Source organism: Syntrophorhabdaceae bacterium, assembly GCA_035541755.1.
Classification (GTDB): Bacteria; Desulfobacterota; Syntrophorhabdia; order Syntrophorhabdales; family Syntrophorhabdaceae; genus PNOF01.
This window is the reverse complement of the sequence record DATKMQ010000020.1, coordinates 24828-46341: the sequence shown is the minus strand read 5'-3', so window position 1 is coordinate 46341 and position 21514 is coordinate 24828. Positions and strand designations below refer to the sequence as shown.

Below are 21514 nucleotides of genomic sequence, written 5' to 3'. Positions count from 1 at the left end.
GTAGCCCCAGAGTGCTCTCCCGCGCCCGTCACTGGCGAGGACTTAAGGTATTCATATCCAGCCGGGCTTGAGCCTCGCCTGGCCCCTCACCGTTCTCGTCTTCATCATCCTTGCCAATACGGCCTGAACGTCGGTGAATCCATTGTCTTTGAAACCTAAGTACCGGGGATGCATGCTATGGCCCTTGGTGATGGTATCGGGTTCTCTATCGGGAAGAATGAGTATGATGGGAATATCGCCAAAGAGAGACTGAATGGTGAGTATGCTTTTGAAATCGTCCTGATCGCTCACATGAAGAACCGCTAACGTGGGCTCACGCTGGGGCGTGCGAAGTCTCTCAGTGAGACCCGATACGGAATCATAGGCATCCACTTTTCCTTTGGGTCCGAACTTCGCAACCATATCCTTCAAGACCTTTCCCGATGCATACCTGTCTTTTGCATAGACGATAAATCTTTTTACTTTCATCTTGCCCCAGCGAGGTTCTTCATGATCTTTTCCTCTCGCAAGTTCATCAATCAAAATGCGTGCCACAAGTCGCACAAATACCAATTTGATTTTAGTATTAGCATGTTACCGATCATTTCTGGCAATTTTAGCGAAATCGATTTTCCCGCTTTTGTCTTGCACAACAGGACAAAATCTCACCTGCTAAGACATTTATATCGAGTTGTAAGATTGCACGGGACGAAGATGGCCATGGACAAAACCGGCACGCCAGCTTGCAGTTTCAAAATCGTGGCGGCAAGACGGGCGGGGCGCATCTTACGTGTAAGGCGCTCCGGTAGCGGTGCTAAGCGGGCGTCTAAACCATAAGGGAGCCGATAAAATCCTTAGCGGACATGCTTTGTCATGTTGAATTTCTTGAGAAGGGCATATAGACGGGGCCTCGACATACCCGCGACGCGGCAGGCTTCCTTAATATTTCCTCCGGCAGCCTTGAGAAGGTCTTCAAGATATCTTCTTTCCGCTTGAGAAATTGCCTCCTCTCGAAAGGCTTTTATGGTAGGGAGCGGCTCCGACGCCGGCGGGCGTGCCGACTCGGCGCTATGCGGGGCCGGTCGCTCACCGCCGTTCGGGGCTGTGTCCCGCACCAGTTCGGTCTTCTTCAGTCTGACACGCAGATCAATGGGAAGGTGTTTGGGGTATAGGGTCGGTTCATTGAACGCCTCTGATAAGGCCTTTTCGAGTGTCCCGATAAGCTCCCGGACGTTTCCGGGCCAATCGTAGTTAAGAAGCGCATCGAGAAATTCGGGCGCAAAACCTTTTGTTCCGATCCCGTACCGTTCACAGAGTTTCGTCATATAATGGATCAGCAACTCCTTGATATCCCCCGGACGGCCTCGTAAAGGGGGCAGATCAACGCTTAAGGTTCGCACACGGAACAGGAGGTCTTCCCGGAACCGCCCTTCCTTAATCATGGAGGTTATATTTCTGTTTGTAGCCGATATAAGTCTGAAATCGCTTTCTATCTCCTTTTCGGCACCCAGGGGGCGAAAACGATGACCCTGGAGGACTCTCAAGAAACTCTTTTGAAGAGACGGTGGCAGCTCACCTATTTCGTCCAGAAAGAGCGTGCCCCCGTTCGCTTGTTTTACCAGACCCTCTCTCGCCTTCTCCGCACCCGTAAAAGCGCCCTTCTCATGCCCGAAGAGGATGCTCTCCACGAGCGTTTCCGGCAACGACGCGCAGTCTACCACAACGAAGTTCTTTTCGGCCCTCCTGCTATTGTTATGAATAGCCAGGGCGAAAAGTTCTTTACCCGTACCGGTTTCACCGGTAATAAGTACACCCGCGTCGCTTTGCGCAGCCTGTGCTACAAGGTTGAGACATGCCTTTATCTGAGGACTGCTCCCCACGATGCCTTCCTGCCTTAGTGCTACAGCCGGCGTTTTCTGCCTCTTTTCTTCCCGATATTGGATTGACCGAACCAGGGTAAGGGTCATTTCCTTGACCGATGTGGGTTTTTCGATATAGTCCCAGGCCCCGTTTTTTATAGCCAGTTCAGCCCCATTAGAATCGCCGTATCCCGTAACGATAATAATTTCCGGGGAAGACGGCGCCTCCCTGATTTTTGGCAGGACATCGAGACCGTTTCCATCCGGCAGGTGTATGTCAAGGAAGACCACGTCAAAAGGCTCGGACAGGGCAAGCTTAAGTGCGTCTCGAATAGTGGTCGCCTTGGTCGATGTGTGGCCAGAATGGCTTATCATATCCGACAACATCTCGGAGAATATCTCGTCATCATCTACAACAAGGACACTCGCCATTCTACAATCCTCTTCTCACGGTACGGCCGTTCAAACCATAGACACAATCGGGACCTCAAGAAAGGCCGCTCTCATGCAAACAAGAATAGTGTTTTAACTATTGAACAATATTACACACGGCCATCTGTTTTGTCAATCTTCCCCGGTATGAATGTGTAAGGTAAAAAAGCGGGCTGTCTTTGATAAAGGCCATGACCACGCTTGTCGCAGCTATGCCGATACGTTCCTGCGAGGACAGGCCTTGGAGCTCACTCGTCTAAATCCGCAAGTACTTTGGCCACGTCCTCAACGAGACGCTTCGAACCCACATACAAGGCGGTTCTCTGGTGATGGTGCCGGGGCTCAATGTCGAGGATAGGGGTGCCCTTTTCGTTCACCGCATGCCCGCCTGCTTCCTTGCACATGAAAGCCACAACATTGGCCTCATACATGAGCCTCAGCTTTCCGTCAGGCCTGTTCTTTTGCGGATCAGGATGATTGACGATTGCAGGATACATGAACATGCCACCCGTGCTCAGAATGCGGTGGAAGTCGCCTGCCAGGGCGCCCAGGTATCTGAAGGCGTATTTCTTTTCATTGTGCGAGATCCAATCCTGAACCCTGTCCGCGTACGTATATCGGTTGGCAGAGTTGAACGACAATGCCCAGCCGCCCCCATCCTCGGGCAGAATCACGCGTGACGGCTTTACGTAGTTCATTGTTTCATCCATGTGAAATCTCCACGTACCGGCGTTCTTCAAGGCGATGGTGAAGGTGCCCGTGGGAATCACGAACATACCCGCCGCGATATAGTTCTTTCCTGCCCTCAGATGATAATCTTCGGGGCCTTCGAGGTTTCGTTTGGCGATGCCGAATAGAAATCCCACGGGTAGGCCGTGGGAGACATTCGAGGAGCCATCCAGTGGATCGAAGTACACGAAGTAGCGGCCTCGCGCCTCGTTGATCGGCACGATCTCAGTCGACTCCTCACTCACCGCATGGATCACCCTGCCCGTCGTCCTCAGGTAGTGGATCGCTATCTCGTGGGCGATCTCATCCATCTGCATCACGTCCTCGCCCTGAACGTTGATCGTGTCGGTAAATCCGAGATGTCCCTTCAGTGCTCCTGTAAGGTAATAGTACTGGATATGCTTGGCCGCGCTCATCAGGGCATCCATGAGGATAAGAAAATGATGGGTCCGATTATGTCGCTCCTGATGGTCAAGCAAGAAATTCATAAAAGTCTGTTCAAACTGCATCACGCACCCCGATTGGAAAAGACTGATTTTTGCTTCTCATAGTCCCGATTATGATAATAGGTTATCTACCTTAAGTCAAACAGCCGGCGAAACCACAGGCGTCTGTAGTCTTGACGGTTGCTGTTCATACCAGATACGCCTTAACTGTTGCGAGATTTTGATTGTTGAGGGAAGAGAGACGGCAAGCTCAGCCGCTACCTTAGACCTCGAGTTCCATGCCGTCGTATGACAAATCTATCTTGAGGGGATGAGGCTGACGGTCATTATATATTTTGAGGTACTCGCGCGTATCCTGAAGAAGAACGTCAAGGCGATCGTCATCGTACGTGGGTTCGTTATGGAACAGACAGAGGTGCCTCACGTTGGCTTTGGCCGAGAGTTCAACGGCAGCGATGTAACTTGAATGCCCCCAGTCATCTTTGGACTGTACCGCTTCGCCCCATTCGTACTGGGCGTCAAAAATGAGGAGGTCAGCCTGTTTGAAAAATTCCAGGAATGGGTAGTTATCGTTGCGAGCGGTTTGATCCCAGCTCGTCTTATGTTCGGCGTCGGAGGAATAGACGATGACCTTTCCGTCTTTCTCAAACCTGTATCCGTACGAATCGCCGGGATGGTTCTGTTTGATCCCCTTCACCTTAAATCCACCGATCTCGTATTCTTCACCTTCCGTCAACCTGATAAACCGTATATCAGCGCTCATACGCTTTAATGGAACAGGGAAATAGGGACTGTTCTGTTGTAGCACCATGGCCTCTTCCATATGTTCATGGAAGCCATATATGTTTATTCGGTTTCCGGGGATATATGCAGGAGTAAAGAAGGGAAATCCCTGGATGTGGTCCCAATGGAGATGCGAGATAAATATATTGAACACGGCCTCTTTGTGCTCTTTTCCCTGATCCGCTATCCGCATATGATGATTTCCCAGATCCCTCAAACCGGTGCCGGCATCGCAGATAATATATTCTTGCCCGCCCATGATCTCCACACAGGGCGTGTTGTTTCCATAGCTTCCCCGGATGGAAAATGGTAGCTCACGGTCCACGAACCGCTCAATCTCTTCATCGTTTGCAAAGGTATTGTTCTTGATTTCGCTGATCGCTTTTTTAATCTTCGCACTGATGGTCTCCGCCGTTATGGACGCCGGCAGTGAACCCCGTGTTCCCCAGAAATAAACGCGCATCAAACCCTCATTTCGTTCTTAAGACACATGTATTGTAACTTGTTGGCCTGAAATTGCAAGCATATTCTTACTGCCTGTCATTATTTGATCGCCCACCCACTCTGCCTTTGAGAACAGAATAACAAAAGGGGACGGATACCTTATGCACCCGTCCCCTTTTTGTTCACGTTCGTGACCGTTAATGCGGTTATTTCTTTTTTGCCGGCGGCGCAGGCGGCGCGCTCAAAAGCCCCGTCGCCTCCTCTTTCTTTTTGTCAATCTGTTCTTTCATTGCCTTCAAGTCATCGATCGCTTCTTTTGTCTTAGCCTCGAGTTTCTCTTTGATGCTCGTGAGATCCCCTTCCCATTTCGTTACCGCGCCCTGCAGTTCATCCCGGGCTGCTGCAAGGGTCTTCTTCTTGGCAAATTGCGGAACCATGGCCTTCAGGTCGTCGATGCCCTTTTGCACATCCTGCAGGGTCTGATCGGCCTCAGCCTTCATTTTCGTTTTGGCCTCCTCGATCCCTGCTACTGCCTGCTGAGCTAAAGTTTGGGTCTCAATTGCTGCCTGCTTTGCCTCTTTGTATTTTTTCGCCGCCACGTAGTCCTTAGCCTTCTTGAGTGAATCTTCCGCTTTTGCGAAAAGATCAGGCACATAGGCGGGGGCTTCCTTCTGTCGTGCATCTTCCACTGCCTTATCTGCTTTCGTCATCTCCTCTGTCGGCGGTTTTGAGCATCCCGCAAAAAGGGCGAATGACAGCATGATCACCGCCGCGAAAACAAAGTATAAGCTCCGTCTGTTCATAATTCTTGACCTCCTTATGCTTTTTTTGTATTGTACCACATGCCGGCGCACAAACTCAAAATGAAAAAGTATAGATGGAACGCCGAGGATTACAGCGCCAGTTCCTGCGCTCAATTTGCGTGGGCCATGGAACTTATGGAAAAACTCCGCCTCAGAGGAAGCGAGCGGGTACTCGACGTTGGCTGCGGAGACGGCAAAGTGAGCCTTGAAATAGCAAAGAGATTGCCTCATGGTTTCGTCCTCGGCATAGACAATTCCGAAGAGATGATAGAGCACGCCCGCCATACATATCCGAAGGACCACTATCCCCACGTGGATTTCCAGGTGCTTGATGCGCTCCATCTCGCTTTCAAGAACGATTTCGATCTGGTCTTTTCCAATGCCGCACTCCACTGGGTTCGGAACCATCAGGGGCTGCTCAAAGGCATTGAAAGAAGTTTGAAAAAGGATGGAAGAATCTTCCTGCAAATGGGTGGCAAGGGGAACGCACAGGCTATCGTGGATATCGCGCAAGCAATGATACAAAGCCACAGATGGGATCGTTTTTACCGTGGCTTCACTTTTCCCTACGGCTTCTACGGGCCCGATGAATACGAGCCGTGGCTCGTGGCTGCCGCTCTTCGCCCCTTGCGTATAGAGCTCATAGACAAAGACATGACGCAGAAAGGGCGGGAAGGGCTCGCATCCTGGGTGAGGACGACCTGGCTTCCTTACATACAGAGACTTCCCGCCGACCTTCAGGACGGATTCATCGGAGAGCTGGTAGACACATACGCAGAAAGATTCCCTCAGGATGAGCTGGGCCTCATTCACGTCCACATGGTGAGACTCGAAGTGGAGGCGTTAAAAGGGGGATGACCGATATGAACAGGGCATCCTACGCGAGCATGGACACGCGAGACACCTGCCCCGCGGATTCCACGTTTCAGTCATGGAGCTTTTCCCAACTATCGCAATTCTTACCGGGTCATCTGACCGGTACATGAAGATTAGCCGCGTTCTGTATAATCATCTCCCTGTTCGCCGATCCGGGCGGAACCATGGGAAAGACGTTTTCACCGCTTCGGATGGGTACGTCGATTACGCGCGGCGTTTTCTGTTTCAGGATTTCTTCCATGGCCAAAACAGGATCCCCTCCCTCGCCAAGGTTAACACCCTTTATACCGAACTGGCGCGCAATGGCCGCGAAATCGAGCCTTGAGGGGAAACTCGACGCGATGTAGTTCCCGTGGAAGAAGAGTTCCTGCTGCTGTCTCACCAGGCCAAGACGCTGATTGTTCATGACGATAACGGCGATATTCAAGTCAAGTTCCGCAAGCGTTGCCATCTCCTGAATATTCATCTGGATAGATCCATCCCCGCTCACACAGATGATTTGCCTGCCCGGATGGGCGAGCGCCGCGCCGATGGCAGCGGGCAGGCCAAATCCCATGGTGCCGAGACCTCCGGAAGTGAGAAGGGTGCGCGGCTCTCTGAAAGGATACGCCTGCGCCACCCACATCTGATGCTGTCCCACATCCGTCGTTACGATGGCATCGCTGTCAGCAAATCTACTGATGCACCTTATGACGTTCAAAGGATGATAGGGGTCATCTGTCTCAGGGGCCGGCAGGGGATGTTCATTCTTGATTCGCTCTACACGCCTTATCCATTCCTGTCTTCCGTTCGCGTAAGTAAGCGGCTCAAGAAGTTTAAGCGCCTCCCCGATATCCTCCGCAAGGGAGATGTTCGCCTTCTTAATCTTGTCAATCTCCGCATGATCGATATCAATATGCACGATCGATGCCTGGGGGCAGAATTCATTTATTTTGCCGATGGCCCTGTCGTCAAACCGCACGCCAAAAGCGAGAAGCAGATCAATCTCGTCGAGGATATAATTTGTACATGGCGCGCCATGCATCCCCAGCATCCCGAGATAAAGGGGCTCCTCGGGAGAGAACGCGCCGAGTCCCATGAGCGTGAGCGCCACGGGGATGGAATTTTTGCGCGCGAGGCTCCTTAGGGAGTCGGCGCCCCGCGCATGAATGATTCCGCCGCCGGCGTAGATGAGTGGTCGCTTGGCTTCATTGATCATTCGTGCGATCTTCATCAACGCATCGATATCCATCTCCAGCCCTCCGCTTACCCGCACAATCTCAGGCCACGCGTCCATATCGATTGAGGCCAATTGTACGTCCCTCGGAACATCGATGAGGACGGGTCCGGGACGTCCAGTCTGTGCAATATGGAAGGCTTCTTCCAGAATGTATGGTAGCTCTCCCGCATCCCGCACGAGGTAATTCTGTTTCGTGAGGTTCATGGTGAGGCCGAAGGCGTCAACCTCCTGAAAGGCGTCGGTACCGATCAACTGGCGTGACACCTGGCCCGTCACTGCGATAAGCGGAATAGAATCGAGCTTGGCATCGGCAATTGCGGTAATGAGGTTCGTTACGCCCGGCCCTGACGTGGCCACACAGACGGCAGCCTTGCCCGTAGAGCGAGCCATACCCTGGGCTATAAAACCGGCCCCTTGTTCGTGACGCGCCAGTATGTGCCGGATCGGACTCTCATACAGGGCGTTGTAGATGGGAAGATTGGCCCCACCCGGTATGCCGGCGATAATCTGAACCCCCTGTCTCTCCAAGGCTTCGATGATAATTTCAGCTCCGGTACGTTTCATGATCGTCTCCTTCCGTGGAATAAAAAAAGCCCCCACCGGTTTGCACCGGCAGGGGCTTCGCGTTCCTTAATTGCTAGGATTTACCCTGGACCCATCGGCGCAAACCTGTATGGGACGCTAACAAGGACAAGTACTACGAGAATGGACATAAGGATATTACTGATATGTGCGATGGAATCTGCGATAGGTTTATGCTTTATCATGTGCGGTCTTACGTTCAAAAGAAGCAACGGCACATAACAACGTTTGATGATCCTCAAAGGGTGGGCGATCAATGGACGTTCGTTGCTCTTGACCCCGACACTAAGCTGATCCCCTCATACCTCATTGGCAAGCGTGATCTACCAACTGCCATTCGCTTTATGAAGGATTTGTCGGGCCGTCTTGCGAACAGGGTTCAAATATCCTCTGACGCTCTCAAGGCATACGTTGAAGCGACAGAGCGGGCCTTTGGTATGGAAGTCGATTACGGCCAAGTGGTCAAATACTATGAGGCAGAGCCAGTCGGCCCAGGAAGATATAGTCCTCCACATGTTGTAGATGCAGAGCGCAAGGCAATTATGGGCAACCCCAATGTTTGCGACATCTGTACGTCACATGTTGAACGTCAGAATCTTACCATGCGTATGCAGATGAGGCGGTTTACTCGCCTTACCAACGCCTTCAGCAAGAAGCTCGAAAACCTGAAGGCGGCGGTTGCTTTGCACTTCGCACATTATAACTTTGTGCGGGTTCATGGTGCATTAAGAATGACGCCCGCAATGAAGGCTGGCATAACGGATCACATCTGGAACGTTTCGGAGTTAATCAATTGAAATTAGGACACTACCGAAGGGACTAAGTTCTTGCATGCCGATTCAACGAACCAGGGCGTGCAGATTATGTACGAGAAACCTTTCGCGCTCAATGAGTATCCCATGCTTCGATGGAAGTGGCGAGCCGTTACCTTTCCCGACGGCACGAACGAGCGCGAAAAAAAGGGCAACGACAGCGTTCTCGGCATATACGTGGTCTTCAGTTATTGGCCGGTTCGGGCAATTAAATATGTCTGGAGCGATACGATACCGGCAGGATCGTCATTCGATTCCCCCCATGCAAGCGGGGCGAAAATAGTGGTTGTCGCAAGCGGTCGCGAGTCGTCAGACGCCTGGGTTACGGAAGAACGCAATGTGCTCGAAGACTATCGGCATTTCTTCGGGGAGACAGAGAAGAACCCCGTGTCCAAAGGCATCGCGATTCTGACCGACGCGGACAATACGCATTCGCACGCTGTGGGCGATTATGCAGAGATAGAGGCCTTCCATACCCGCGAAGAGCGCGTGGCGAGCACTCGATCCATAACGGTCCGCAAATAGTCTCGGATATCGCGGACTGCCATCACAAGACGTTATAACCCCTTAAATTCCTTAAGTATCCCCTCTTTTCATCCGATAATATCGTACAGAGAGAGTACATTTGGACTTAAGAACAAAAGACGTCATTCTTTCAACAGGGTCACATCATCTTCCCAGCGCGGGAAGCGCGAGTGCTCTGTCGCCCGGAATACCCGCACCATGGGCATGGCTTAAGCTTCACAGATATCAGTCGATTGGGGCCGGAAGTTAGCCGTGGAAAATAGCGCAGAACACACAAAAGAACCTGTGGCAACGAACGCCTCTATTCATCCGGCTGTTGACGTCGAATTAAGGGAGGATGAAAAGAAGGCATATGTCACGATCAAAAAAGCCGATTCCTACCCAACCTGCGATGAGGTCATAGATGCCCTCAGACGCCGCGCTAATCCCTACTGGGTAGACGAGGCGGCGATACAACGGGCGCTCGATGCCGGGATTCTCGATAAATCCTTCACAGCCGCATACGCCACAAACGGCGTCATGGAAATAAAGATGGAAGAATATGAGCGGGCGGCTTACCTTACGCTCAAGCCCGCTTATGGGGGCGAGGACTTAACCCTGGAAGACGCACAGAAGCACATACAGGATGCCGGCATCGTATTCGGCATCAATTACGGCACAGTTCGAAGCGTATTCTCGGACAAGGTCTACAACACACCCGTGCTCTTCGCCAAGGGCAAGGAACCTGTACATGGCTTGGACGCGCGGATCGATTACACCTTTCCTCTTGACTTCAAGATATCTCCCAAGGCGCTCGAACACGACAAGGTAGATTACAAAGAATTGCAGATGATTTACACGGTAAGCACCGGTGAGGTGCTCGCTAGGAAGACTCCGGCCACAAAAGGTGAGCCGGGATGTACGATTACCGGCAAAACAATCCAGGCAAAACCGGGAGATGACAAAAAGCTCACGGCCGGAAGAGGCGCCTCGCTCGCAGGTGACGGCTTGTCCGCGGTCGCTGCAATGGATGGCCAACCTATACTCAAAGGCAATGCAGTTTTCGTGGAACCCGTTTTTGTTGTCAGGGAAAACGTGGACTACTCCGTTGGAAATATCAATTTCAAAGGAAGTGTGAAGGTATTGGGCAGCGTCATCTCTGGATTCTCCGTCAAGGCAACAGACAATATTGAAGTAGACGGCATCGTTGAAGACTGCTCTCTGGAGGCCGGCAGGGATATCTCGATCAAGGGGGGCGTGCTCGGCGCCAACAAAGGGTCCATCAAGGCGGGCCGCGATATTCACATGTACTTCGTGGAAAATTGTTACGTGGAAGCAGGAAGAAATGTGATAGTGGGCGACGCGCTCAATTCGAACATTTCAGCGGGTGATGCGATCGATGCTATCTTAGGGAAAGGGAGGGTGTTCGGGGGAAGCTTGAGCGCAAGAAATCTCATCACATCGAACATTCTCGGCTCCGGCGCGTCAAATAGAACCCAGATCACCGTGGGGTATGAACCAAAAACCGTGGCAAAACTGAAGAATCTGAGGAATGTATTATCGAAAGTCAAATACACGTACGAGGAAATAAGCAAACACATAGCGGCGCTCGAGGAATTAAAAAGAACGGGACCGCTCGACAGAGAAAAAGAGATACACTACATGAGGCTTGTCGCCACTGAGGAAGAGTTAAGGCATAACACGGAGGAGTTGGAGGGTGAGATCAACATGCTCGAAACCACGCTTGTAAAATCGGCAAAACCGATGATCAAGATCCGGAAGACCTGTCATCCCAATGTTCGCATACGAATCGGAAGGTACGTCTTTGATTGCTGTGAGGAATATAACTCGGCTGTCTTCTATGAGGAAGAAGAAAAGATCAAAGTAAACGTATACGAGAGCTTCGTATAGCAGCGCGTGACACGGCGGCAATATGATGTGGCCGCGCTCCCTTGCCTTACGGCTAACCAAGGCTCTTACAGGTTCAGGATAAGTATTGGTCCCACATTCTGGCGGTCTTTCTGATATAATCGCCCGGCAGGCCCTTAACAATCTGGTTATGCCCCGGCAGCAGTACATCCACATCGAGCGCGGCAAGCTTCGCAAGCGACTGTTTTAGTTGAGCGGGATCGGCACCGTAGAGGTCGAACCGGCCTATCGCATAATCGGCATAGACCACGTCACCCGGAATGAGAATCTTATCAACCGGATTGTAAAGGGCAATGCCGCCCATTGAATGACCCGGTATATGAACTACGTCCCAGATCATCCCTCCAATCTCCAGGGTTTCTCCCCCTTCAAGTTTCCGATCGACTTTGATTGTGAATGCACCCGGTCCTATTCCATACTGCATCTGACACATGCCTTTGAATGCGTCCATGCCGTATATCGCTCTGTCATCACCGGCTTCCATGGGTTCGGCTTCAAGCCTGTGGACCCAGAGTTCCGCGTCCGGTGTTGCGGATCTTATTTCAGCGAGACACCCGATATGATCGAGATGCGTATGGGTCATGATGATTCTTTTGATTAAGGCGGGATCGATTCCCAGCTTCTTGAGAGATTCTACCTTATATCCGCCCTTCCCCGTCAACCCGGCGTCAACCATGGTCAGGTCCTGTGAGGCCGGATCGCCAATCACGTAAACATGGGCGTCCGGGATCATCTCATCCTGGCCGGGAATAAAATAGACACCGTTATAAATCTTCGCCATGAAGAACTCCTTTTTATGTGAGCCACCGGGAGCGTCAGCATTGTGATAGTAAACAATCCGGAACCTAATTGTATGTTGTTGCACCTGTGAGGTCAAGTGATTATTGCTTACTCGCTTTGGCATGGCGATTTAAGCCCACTTTCAAGCATCTTCGTGTAATGAGATTTCAAAAACTTTGAGAATGAGTTATCTTGTACGTAGTGCTCATCGAAAGCCTAAGGAGGTATCAATGGAAACGGCGATTAAAGAAAGGTTTATCGGACTCTGGCGTAAATACTTCGAGGGCGCCGAGCTCCCCATTGTTTTCTTCTACACGGACAACGAAGATGCAGCACCGAGGGTCAGGCCACCCAAAGATCACCGATGCATCGTCGCGGACATAGCGCGGGTAAGGAAGGGCAAGTCGCTTCTCTTTGACAACGAGTCGGTGGGCTGTTTCGGTGGAAAGAAATACCTTGGATTCTTTGACGGCCTAAGACCCAATTTCGACTATTTTCTCTCTTATGGCATACCTGGAGAAGTGGAAGGCGAACGCTACAAGAAGACACCGGAGCTAGTGAATGAGGTCATGAAAGCGATGCCCCAGTTCAGAGCGCCCCATCGCTATATCGCATTCAAACGGTGGGATAACATAGAAGAGACGGACGATCCGGAAGTCGTGATCATCTTTGGAACACCCGACGTGATATCCGGTGTGTTCACGCTTTCAAACTATGACGAGAACGAGCAGAACGGGGTGTTGTCACCCTTCGGAGCCGGATGCGCAACCATCGTGCTCTATCCCTATCTGGAGAGAAAGTCAGCCCGTCCCCGGAGTATTCTCGGCATGTTCGATGTGTCGGCGCGTCCCTGTGTTCCTGCCGACGTAATCACCTTCGCAACACCCATGAGCAAATTTCTGCGTATGATCGACAATATGGATGAAAGTTTTCTTATCACGGAAAGCTGGAAAAAGGTAGGGAAACGCATAGCGAGAAAGGCATGAGTTGCCTTCTGTCCTGGTTTCCCACCCCAAGCCCCTTCAGGATATGCGGGATAGTATAAAGTCCCGCATAAGCGGTGCTCCGGTCTTAAATTCGTAGCACCACTCATTTCGGGCGCACAGGAGGGCTCTCTCCGTATTTGTTTAAGCCAGACCCTTTGTTTTAAGAAAGGGTGCGTATTTTTGATCCGATCCGAGGATATGGTCGTACAACCAGTCTTTCAAGAAGTTCATGGTCTCTATGGTTACCATAGAGTCGATCTCCACGGCCTTGGCTTTGAGCTCGGCCACGCGAGAACGAAACAGGTCATGGGCCGACTTATGAACAACAAGTGAAGGATACTGGTATTGACGGAAGTACTTTTCTTCGGTACCGAAATGGTAATCCGTATAGTCAAAAAGCTCCGTCAGGGTTCCGCCCAGAACGGCTTTCCCCTGTCCTGTCTTCATAGCGTCATGCAACCTGTTGATGAGATCGACTAATCTTTTGTGCTGCTCGTCAATTTCCCGGATGTCTACACGTAACTTTTCGTTCCACTCCAATAGTGCCATGACACACCTCCTTCATGGTATTATCGGATTCCCAGGGATTTACTTTATCCGGAATTCAGTGAGACGACGCGATCCCGTCGTTTGTTTTATTCGTCGGATCGCTTTCGCAAGAATCGGGGAATTTCGTACCTGCTGTCTATGTCAATACTCTCGTTCTTCGATTTTATGGCCCTGTCATCTATAGCATAGCCGGCTGCTTTTCTCTTTTTGATGATCGACCTGATCCCTTCCTCCAACAGTTTTCCAACCGAAGTCTCTTCGTCGACGGCAATGTGCCTCAATAACCTCAGCATATCAGGGTTTAACCTTACGGAATATGTAGTTCGTACGGTTTCGTCTTTTTGTTTCGGCATGATAGGACCACCTCCGTCGCATTATATTACTCTATTTTAAAGAAAAAAGAAATAATCGCGTTTGAATAATAATATCATTATATAATAATGTACTATTTATGATGGTGTTCACTCCAATATATTCGATATTACTAACTAATATTGTCTAATGTGGGCCAGTATTGTGGTGGTTGGGTAACGCCGAAAGCAAAACTCGTCCTGTTTATGCTACTGAATTCTCTTCTGCCGTTCGTCGATCTGTTCGATTAAGACCGGGCACTTATCGTTCCACTGGATATACCCGTCCCCTCCCCTTCCCAAGGTGGGAAAAAGGACATTACACTTCACGCATGGTTTCCGTGACGCCGTCCTCTCCTTGAATCTCTCCTCGTTTCCCGTTCAGCCCATAGTCCGTGATCCCGGCGATTTCCATGTATGCCCTTTTAAGCCCCTTGGCATGGCGCCTAAGATCAAGCACAATGACGGTAATATTATCCGTGCTTCCCTGATCAAGCGCCCTTTGAGAGAGATCCTGAGCTGCCCTCACCGGATCAGTCGTGTACCTCACCACGGTTATGACTTCCTCGGGACTCATGACATCCCACAGCCCATCACAGGCCACGACCGCGTAATCATTCTCCTTTCCGAGATATCCCTCGACGATCCTCGGCTCACCGCTTACATATGGCTTGAGGAACGCGTCACCTAGAGCCCGGCTCACGGACAGGACGCCCTGAACCCGAGGCATTCCGTAGGATATGACCTGTCCTCCCAGCCCTTCTATCCGATCCTTCTCTTCCGGAAACCCGGGCCTGTGGTCTTTCGTGAGCACCTGAACGCCATCGGTGGTGCCTATGACCACCCTTGTGTCCCCTGCATTGGCAGCGAGAAACTCGTCTCCCAGCACATAAAAATGAGCAGCCGTGGTGCCGCTTTCTTCGCTTGCCTCCACAAGATGCGCGTCAACAGCAAGGTACGCCTCTCGAAGGATCTCGCACACCCTCATGCGCTTTGCGAGCGGTTTTTCGAGTTCGCTCGCCCAGGCGTGCATAAAATGAGGGGTCAGCATGCTGGAAGCGACCTCGGCGGCCCGCCTCCCTCCGTGCCCATCATAGACCTCGGCCGCGAAGAAGTCACGGTGCGCGTCCTGATAAACCGCGTGTGCGTCTTCCATGTGGCTTCGCCACCCTATCTGCTCGCTCGTTCCCCACGTGATGTGTATCATCTCCTTATTCTAACGCATTATGATTCAATAAGGTAGTCTGTTCACATTTTGGCCTGCACAGCCACAAGACAGAACAAAGAAATGGGTGATAAAAAGGGGTGGATGGAGAGCTTGAAACAAACTATTTTCAAAACAAAATGAATGCTTGAAAAACGGAGAAATTAAGGTCTATAATAAGAGCTTGCATGAGATTCGAAGACGGGCTCAAGAAACTCGAAGATATTGTAAAGACGCTCGATGAAGGAAAAATCCCGCTCGACGAAGCACTCACCCTCTTTAAGGAAGGCCTAGTACTCACCAAGGAACTTTCAAAACGCCTGGACGAGGTAGAAAAGAAGGTGGAGATCCTCATAAAAAAAGAAGACGGCTCCATGGAAAAGAAACCATTCACCGAGGAAGACACATAGTGGATCTCTCGACGTATCTCCATGATAAAAAAATTGTCGTAGAGAACACCCTCAAGGATATCTGCACGACCTTCGTCTCGACCCCCGGGGTCTTGCGAGACGCCATGGAGTATATGCTTTTTTCCAACGGTAAGAAGATCCGCCCCATTCTTGCCATTGCCGCGTGCGAAGCCAAGGGCAAGAGCTCTGATGATTTCCTGCCCGCCTTCTGCGCGCTCGAAATGATCCATACATATTCGCTCATCCATGATGACCTGCCGAGCATCGACAACGATGATATACGCCGGGGGAAGCCCACTTGCCATAAAGCATTCGGTGATGCCATCGCCCTCATGGCAGGCGATGCACTTCTTACCGAGGCCTTTCGGGTACTCTCCGATGCCCGCTACACCGAGCGGGTAAGCCCAAAGATAACCAAACAGATTATCTTCGAGATTGCCCAGGCTTCGGGCGCAGAGGGCATGGTGGGCGGACAGGTAATGGACATTCTCTACGACGGCAAGGAGGGATCCAAAAATATTCTCAATTATATCCACCTCCATAAAACCGGCGCGCTCATGCGATCCGCCGTACGTATAGGCGCCATTGCGGGCGGAGCAAAAGCCCGGGAGTTCAAGAACCTCACTAGATACGGAGAGTGTATTGGCCTTGCATTTCAGGTCATGGACGATATCCTCGATGCAGAGGGCGACGAAGAGATCGTGGGCAAAAGACTGAAGAAGGATAACAACAAACAGACCTACATCAAGCATTATGGCATCCTTGCTTCCAAGTATAAATTGGAACAGCTTGTGGACGAGGCGGTGAAATCGGTATCCTTTCTGGGAGAAAAAGCCCTGATCCTCAAAGAAATTGCGGAGTTCGTCGGCAATAGGGTTGCTTGATGTTTCTTGAAAAAATCAATTCACCGGAAGATCTGAAGGCATTCTCCCTCTCAGAATTGACTGAACTGGCAGAAGAGATCAGAGGCTTAATAACCGGGGTCATTTCAAAAACCGGCGGCCACCTCTCTTCAAACCTCGGTGTGGTCGAACTCACCATAGCCCTCCACTACGTTTTTGATACACCTCTCGACAAGATTATCTGGGACGTGGGACACCAGTCTTACACGCATAAAATCCTGACGGGCAGGCACGAGAAGTTTGCCACCATACGTCAGGACGGGGGCTTAAGCGGATTTCCGTCAAGAAATGAAAGTCCTTACGATATCTTCGATACGGGACACGCGAGCAACTCCATATCCGTTGCCGTGGGGCTCGCCGAGGCCAAAAAGAAGCTGCGCACAAACGACAAGATCATCGCGGTTATTGGCGACGGGTCACTAACGGGGGGCATGGCATTCGAGGCGCTCAACCACGCGGGACATTTGCGAAGCGATATTATAGTGATCCTCAATGACAATGAGATGTCCATTTCAAAAAACATCGGCGCACTCTCCTCGTATCTCAACCGGATCATGACCGGCGAATTCGTGAGTACTATGCGGGAGGAGATCAAGAAGATCACAAAAAGTATGCCTTCGGTTTATAAAACGGCGCGCCATCTGGAAGAGACCATCAAGGGATTTTTCACACCAGGCATGCTCTTCGAAGAACTGGGATTTCAATACGTGGGCCCCGTGGAGGGTCATAACGTGGTTCCGCTGGTCGAAACGCTCCGTAACGTGAAACGCCTTCAAGGACCGCTCCTCGTTCATGTCATAACGAGAAAAGGAAAGGGTTACCTTCACGCGGAGGACGATCCGGAGAAATTTCACGGCATCTCAACCTTCGAATTGACAACGGGCAATTCGATACACAACGGCCACAAGACGTATACCGATGTGTTCGGCGATACTATGGTGGAGCTGGCGAACAAAGATGACAAAATCGTGGCCATTACGGCAGCTATGGGCCTCGGCACGGGTCTCGACAGATTTTCTACCCTGTTTCCCGAACGGTTCTATGATATAGGCATAGCCGAACAGCACGGAGTCACATTCGCCGCTGCTCTCGCCCTCGGAGGACTGAGGCCCTTCGTAGCCATTTATTCGACCTTTCTTCAGAGGGCGTACGATCAGATCATTATTGATGTCTGTCTTCAGGAGCTCCCCGTGGTCTTTGCTGTGGACCGAAGCGGCCTCGTGGGCCAGGACGGCCCCACACACCACGGCGCCTTTGACCTTTCTTATTTCCGACACATCCCCAACATGGTCCTCATGGCGCCCAAGGACGCGGGGGAATTGAAACAGATGCTCTATTCCGCCTACCTTTACAACCGGCCTGTAGCCATCCGATATCCCAGAGGCGAAGCACCCGGGACACCGGTTGCGCCCTTCTTCAAAGAGATCCCTCTCGGCACCTGGGAACACTTGAGACATGGACAGGATGTGACAATCATCGCCTGCGGCAACGTGGTCTACCCTGCGCTTGCCGCTGCAGAAGAGCTTGAGAAACAAGGTGTCTCCGTGGGTGTGATCAATGGCAGATTCGTGAAGCCCATGGACCACGCCATGCTTTTCGAGACCGCTTCAAAGACAAAGCGCATACTGACCGTGGAAGAGAATACCTTGATCGGCGGGTTCGGAAGCGGCATCATGGAGCTTCTCTCGGAGAATGGCGTACTCATACCGGTAAGATCCATGGGTATACCCGACGGTTTTGTCATGCACGGCAGCCAGAACGCGCTGCGACATACACTTGGTCTCGACAGGGCAGGCATCGAAAAGGCTGTCACAGAGTGGCTAAAGAAAGAGTAGATATCGTCCTTGCCCGAAGAGGTCTCGCGCCCTCTCGGGAAAAAGCGCGTATTCTCGTCATGGCCGGTGAAGTCTACCTGGGAAGCGAGCGCGTGACTAAGCCGGACATGAAGGTCGAAGAGAGTGCGCCCCTCACCATAGGGCATAACCCCCTTCCCTACGTAAGCTATGGGGGGATAAAGCTTAAGAAAGCCATAGAAGCCTTCGGGCTTGATGTAAGAGCGAAGAAAGCCATTGATATCGGGTCCTCCACCGGGGGTTTTACGGACTGCCTTCTCATGGCCGGCGCATCCTTTGTATACGCTATTGATGCGGGGACACATCAACTCCACGAAAAGTTACGCAATGATCCGCGGGTTCTGTTGAGAGAGAACTGCAACGCCCGACATCTCACCTTTGAGGACATAGGAGAAAAAACTGACCTTATTACCATCGACGTTTCCTTCATATCCCTTACCAAGATACTGCCGGCGGCAATACAGTTCCTCAAAGATGGCGGACGGATAATTTCGCTCGTGAAACCCCAGTTTGAAGTCGGCAGGGCAGAAGTGGGCCGGGGAGGCATCGTAAGAGACATGGAAAAGACCACGGAGGCCATCGAACGCATCAAGGCGTTTGGTAAGACACTCGGCCTCATGCCGGTGGCCATGGTGGAATCACCGCGAGAAAAGGAAAAGAAGAATCGGGAATATTTCATTTTATGGGAATTGCAAAAAAACCTGAGCCGGTAAAACTTTTTGCGGGCATACTCTTTAAGAGCCGTGAGGACCTTGAGAGCGCCTTAAGCAAATTGGAAGATGCCTTTGGATCTATCGAAGAGAAGACGCCGGTGACTCTTTTTTGCTACACGAGGTACTATGATAAGGAGATGGGCGAAAACCTCATGAGGGCCTTCGTTCTCTTCGAAACCCTCGTTGATAGGGAACTTCTCCCTGAGATTAAATTGAAATCAAACGAAGTGGAGCAGTCTTTTGCGCTTGAGGGCAGACGGTCCGTCAACATTGACCCTGGATACATTGCCCTGGAACATGTTATACTGGCCACGACGAAGGGATACAGTCACAGGGTATATCTCGGAAGAGGTATATATGCCGATCTCACCCTCAGGTATCACGAAGGCACCTACAAGGCCCTCGAATGGACTTATCCCGATTACAGAGCGACAGAGACGATCACCATGTTCAACGGGTGGAGGGACCGTTACAGGAAGGGGCTAAGATGCTAAAAAGCATGACAGGCTTTGCGCGGATCGAAAAAGAGCATCTCGAAGGAAAACTGAGCGGTGAGGTGAGGTCGCTTAACAGCCGTTACCTTGAGTTGAACATCAAACTGCCCAAGATCGATTACTACTACGAACAGAAACTCCGGGAATTCGTAAAAAAACGTGTCAAACGGGGTAAGGTCGATATTGTGATTAAATGGGAAAAATCGGGCGATCAGACCAATATGCCCAGGATAAACGAGGGCATGGTGAGGCAATATACCACGGCAGCCAAGGCCCTCAAGAAGACCTTTGGGCTCAAGGGCAGTCTCACCGTTGACAACGTCTTCGCCTTGAAGGACGTCTTTGTCTTCGAAGAGAACAATGGCATTGCCGAAGATCTCCTGATCGATTGTATCGAAGGGCTCATGACGGGACTCGCAAGCGAGCGAGAAAAAGAAGGACGGCTCATCAAAGACGACCTCCTCGCCAGGATCGCCTCGATCCTGTCCGGCCTCTCCGAAATAGAACAACGCTGGCCTTTAGCCATAAAAGCCCACGAAGACAAACTCAAGGAAAAGGTCATGGAGGCAACCCGTGGGACCTCCGGTATCGATGAAGTGAGGATCCTGCAGGAGATTGCCATGTACATGGATCGGCTTGATATATCGGAAGAGATTGTACGCATGAAGGGCCATATAGGCAATTTTCAAGACACCATTGATTCTCATGAGTCCATCGGCAGAAAGCTCGATTTCATCATCCAGGAGATGGTCCGGGAAACCAATACCATTGGGAGCAAATCAAACGATCTGTATATCAACGAACGGGTCATACAGATAAAAGTCGAGATTGAAAAGATGAGGGAACAGGTCCAGAATGTTGAGTGATAAGTCGTCGGATAGCGACAGATTAGTGGTAGCTCACCGGGAAATGGATGGCGAAGTTCGCAAGGGCAGGCTTATTGTGGTGTCCGGTCCATCGGGAGTCGGCAAATCGACCCTTATTGAAGAATTCCTCAAACAAGACGGACAAAGCGGTTTCTCCGTTTCGTATACGACGAGGCAGAAAAGAAGGCAGGAGGTCAACGGCAGGGAGTACCATTTCGTTGACCGGCAAAAATTCGACGAGATGGTGGGCGGTGATAGATTCCTTGAGTGGGAGAGCGTTCACGGGAACATGTACGGCACACCCAAGCAAGAGATTCTCAATACGCTCCATGGAGGCAAGGATATCATCCTGGATATCGACGTCAAGGGGGCGTTGAACGTAAAAAAGCAGTGCTCAAACGCGTGCCTCATATTCATAGAACCACCGTCAGCCGAGGATCTGGTGAGGCGTCTCACCTTCCGCGGCGAAAAAGATATTGAGCTCCGGATGAAACGGGTAAAAGAAGAAATTGCACAAAAGGCCTCGTTCGAGTATACTATCATGAATGATGACCTCAAGAGGGCATATGACACGTTTAAGGATACCATCCGCATAATAAGGAGTAAAGGCAATGGCAAGAATAACTGTTGAAGATTGCATGGAATTAGTAGAAAATCGATTTGAGCTTGTCCATTTGGCGGCGCGGAGATCAAAACAACTCGTCAAAGGGTCGACCCCGCTTGTCAAATCATCGAATAGAGAGATCGTCACCGCACTCAGGGAAATTGCCGATAAACTCGTCTATTTTGAAAAGAAAGAGGTGCTCGAAGACAAAGAGCTGCCGTATCAACTCTCCACATTCACACCCTAGCCGGCTCGAAAGACCCCCTCGTCCGGGTATGACCTAAAAAGATCGTCCGCGTTATACAATCACTTATCATAGCGACTCCGTCTTCGTGACAACCGGATCGCTCTCCTGCGGAAAGAAAACAGGAAGCGCGTTATGCTCACGCGCAGGACTACTCCATCG

At 51.1% G+C, this 21514-nt stretch carries 22 protein-coding genes and 1 pseudogene; 13 read left to right on the top strand and 10 right to left on the bottom strand.

Going from position 1 to position 21514, the window contains the following annotated elements; genetic code table 11:
- Nucleotides 1-51: 51 nt before the first annotated feature.
- The 5 genes from VMT62_01645 to VMT62_01625 all read right to left on the bottom strand — a co-directional run bounded on the left by VMT62_01645 (nucleotide 52) and on the right by VMT62_01625 (nucleotide 5475).
- Nucleotides 52-468 (bottom strand): hypothetical protein, encoded by a 417-nt coding sequence (locus tag VMT62_01645; GenBank protein ID HVN95107.1) that lies wholly within the window; start codon nucleotides 466-468, stop codon nucleotides 52-54.
- A 365-nt stretch (nucleotides 469-833) separates the two neighbouring features.
- Complete coding sequence (locus VMT62_01640; GenBank protein HVN95106.1) at nucleotides 834-2270, bottom strand: sigma-54 dependent transcriptional regulator; 1437 nt, start codon at nucleotides 2268-2270, stop codon at nucleotides 834-836.
- 248 nt (nucleotides 2271-2518) lie between these two features.
- Complete coding sequence (locus VMT62_01635; protein ID HVN95105.1) at nucleotides 2519-3487, bottom strand: class 1 fructose-bisphosphatase; 969 nt, start codon at nucleotides 3485-3487, stop codon at nucleotides 2519-2521.
- A gap of 220 nt (nucleotides 3488-3707) precedes the next feature.
- Nucleotides 3708-4691 carry an MBL fold metallo-hydrolase gene (locus VMT62_01630; GenBank protein ID HVN95104.1) on the bottom strand — a complete coding sequence of 328 codons (984 nt, stop codon included), beginning with the start codon at nucleotides 4689-4691 and terminating at the stop codon, nucleotides 3708-3710.
- Nucleotides 4692-4878: 187 nt separating this feature from the next.
- On the bottom strand, nucleotides 4879-5475 hold the full coding sequence (locus VMT62_01625) for a DUF4398 domain-containing protein (protein HVN95103.1): 597 nt from the start codon (nucleotides 5473-5475) through the stop codon (nucleotides 4879-4881).
- 60 nt (nucleotides 5476-5535) lie between these two features.
- Here VMT62_01625 and VMT62_01620 point away from each other — a divergent pair, with 60 nt between their 5' ends.
- Nucleotides 5536-6333, top strand: a complete 798-nt coding sequence (locus tag VMT62_01620) for a methyltransferase domain-containing protein (GenBank protein HVN95102.1) — start codon at nucleotides 5536-5538, stop codon at nucleotides 6331-6333.
- 109 nt (nucleotides 6334-6442) lie between these two features.
- Here the strand turns inward: VMT62_01620 and ilvB are convergent, their stop codons facing one another.
- The gene (gene ilvB, locus VMT62_01615; protein HVN95101.1) at nucleotides 6443-8134 is read right to left on the bottom strand and encodes a biosynthetic-type acetolactate synthase large subunit; all 1692 of its coding nucleotides are present in this window, start codon (nucleotides 8132-8134) and stop codon (nucleotides 6443-6445) included.
- Between the two features lie 164 nt (nucleotides 8135-8298).
- Here ilvB and VMT62_01610 point away from each other — a divergent pair, with 164 nt between their 5' ends.
- The 3 genes and pseudogenes from VMT62_01610 (at nucleotide 8299) to VMT62_01600 (ending at nucleotide 11379) form a co-directional block, all read left to right on the top strand.
- Nucleotides 8299-8949 (top strand): IS1 family transposase, encoded by a 651-nt coding sequence (locus VMT62_01610; GenBank protein HVN95100.1) that lies wholly within the window; start codon nucleotides 8299-8301, stop codon nucleotides 8947-8949.
- 24 nt (nucleotides 8950-8973) lie between these two features.
- Nucleotides 8974-9489, top strand: a pseudogene (locus VMT62_01605) (DUF3047 domain-containing protein).
- A gap of 252 nt (nucleotides 9490-9741) precedes the next feature.
- Complete coding sequence (locus VMT62_01600) at nucleotides 9742-11379, top strand: FapA family protein (protein HVN95099.1); 1638 nt, start codon at nucleotides 9742-9744, stop codon at nucleotides 11377-11379.
- Nucleotides 11380-11452: 73 nt separating this feature from the next.
- Here the strand turns inward: VMT62_01600 and VMT62_01595 are convergent, their stop codons facing one another.
- Nucleotides 11453-12178 (bottom strand): MBL fold metallo-hydrolase, encoded by a 726-nt coding sequence (locus VMT62_01595; GenBank protein ID HVN95098.1) that lies wholly within the window; start codon nucleotides 12176-12178, stop codon nucleotides 11453-11455.
- 229 nt (nucleotides 12179-12407) lie between these two features.
- On the opposite strand from VMT62_01595, the gene VMT62_01590 reads away from it, so the two are divergent.
- Nucleotides 12408-13163 (top strand): DUF169 domain-containing protein, encoded by a 756-nt coding sequence (locus tag VMT62_01590; protein ID HVN95097.1) that lies wholly within the window; start codon nucleotides 12408-12410, stop codon nucleotides 13161-13163.
- A gap of 141 nt (nucleotides 13164-13304) precedes the next feature.
- Here the strand turns inward: VMT62_01590 and VMT62_01585 are convergent, their stop codons facing one another.
- The 3 genes from VMT62_01585 to VMT62_01575 form a co-directional block, all read right to left on the bottom strand.
- The gene (locus VMT62_01585; protein ID HVN95096.1) at nucleotides 13305-13712 is read right to left on the bottom strand and encodes a bacteriohemerythrin; all 408 of its coding nucleotides are present in this window, start codon (nucleotides 13710-13712) and stop codon (nucleotides 13305-13307) included.
- Between the two features lie 86 nt (nucleotides 13713-13798).
- Complete coding sequence (locus VMT62_01580; protein ID HVN95095.1) at nucleotides 13799-14065, bottom strand: hypothetical protein; 267 nt, start codon at nucleotides 14063-14065, stop codon at nucleotides 13799-13801.
- Nucleotides 14066-14381: 316 nt separating this feature from the next.
- Nucleotides 14382-15269, bottom strand: coding sequence for a PP2C family protein-serine/threonine phosphatase (locus tag VMT62_01575; protein ID HVN95094.1), 888 nt, complete (start codon nucleotides 15267-15269; stop codon nucleotides 14382-14384).
- Nucleotides 15270-15439: 170 nt separating this feature from the next.
- Between VMT62_01575 and xseB the strand changes: the two genes are divergently transcribed.
- From xseB to rpoZ, 8 genes are read left to right on the top strand one after another with little or no spacing between them, the layout of a single operon-like run.
- Nucleotides 15440-15676 carry an exodeoxyribonuclease VII small subunit gene (gene xseB / locus VMT62_01570; protein HVN95093.1) on the top strand — a complete coding sequence of 79 codons (237 nt, stop codon included), beginning with the start codon at nucleotides 15440-15442 and terminating at the stop codon, nucleotides 15674-15676.
- Nucleotides 15676-16560 (top strand): farnesyl diphosphate synthase, encoded by an 885-nt coding sequence (locus VMT62_01565; GenBank protein ID HVN95092.1) that lies wholly within the window; start codon nucleotides 15676-15678, stop codon nucleotides 16558-16560. The genes xseB and VMT62_01565 overlap by 1 nt, the downstream gene beginning before the upstream one ends.
- On the top strand, nucleotides 16560-18413 hold the full coding sequence (gene dxs / locus VMT62_01560; protein HVN95091.1) for a 1-deoxy-D-xylulose-5-phosphate synthase: 1854 nt from the start codon (nucleotides 16560-16562) through the stop codon (nucleotides 18411-18413). Before VMT62_01565 ends, dxs begins: the two co-directional genes overlap by 1 nt.
- A complete protein-coding gene (locus tag VMT62_01555; protein HVN95090.1) occupies nucleotides 18395-19144 on the top strand; it encodes a TlyA family RNA methyltransferase in 750 nt (249 codons plus the stop codon). Before dxs ends, VMT62_01555 begins: the two co-directional genes overlap by 19 nt.
- Nucleotides 19114-19638, top strand: coding sequence for a DUF4416 family protein (locus VMT62_01550; GenBank protein HVN95089.1), 525 nt, complete (start codon nucleotides 19114-19116; stop codon nucleotides 19636-19638). Before VMT62_01555 ends, VMT62_01550 begins: the two co-directional genes overlap by 31 nt.
- The gene (locus VMT62_01545; protein ID HVN95088.1) at nucleotides 19632-20504 is read left to right on the top strand and encodes a YicC/YloC family endoribonuclease; all 873 of its coding nucleotides are present in this window, start codon (nucleotides 19632-19634) and stop codon (nucleotides 20502-20504) included. Before VMT62_01550 ends, VMT62_01545 begins: the two co-directional genes overlap by 7 nt.
- Entirely contained in the window at nucleotides 20494-21135 is a 642-nt protein-coding gene (gene gmk / locus VMT62_01540) for a guanylate kinase (GenBank protein ID HVN95087.1), read from the top strand. The genes VMT62_01545 and gmk overlap by 11 nt, the downstream gene beginning before the upstream one ends.
- On the top strand, nucleotides 21116-21355 hold the full coding sequence (gene rpoZ / locus VMT62_01535; GenBank protein HVN95086.1) for a DNA-directed RNA polymerase subunit omega: 240 nt from the start codon (nucleotides 21116-21118) through the stop codon (nucleotides 21353-21355). The genes gmk and rpoZ overlap by 20 nt, the downstream gene beginning before the upstream one ends.
- Nucleotides 21356-21514: the final 159 nt, after the last annotated feature.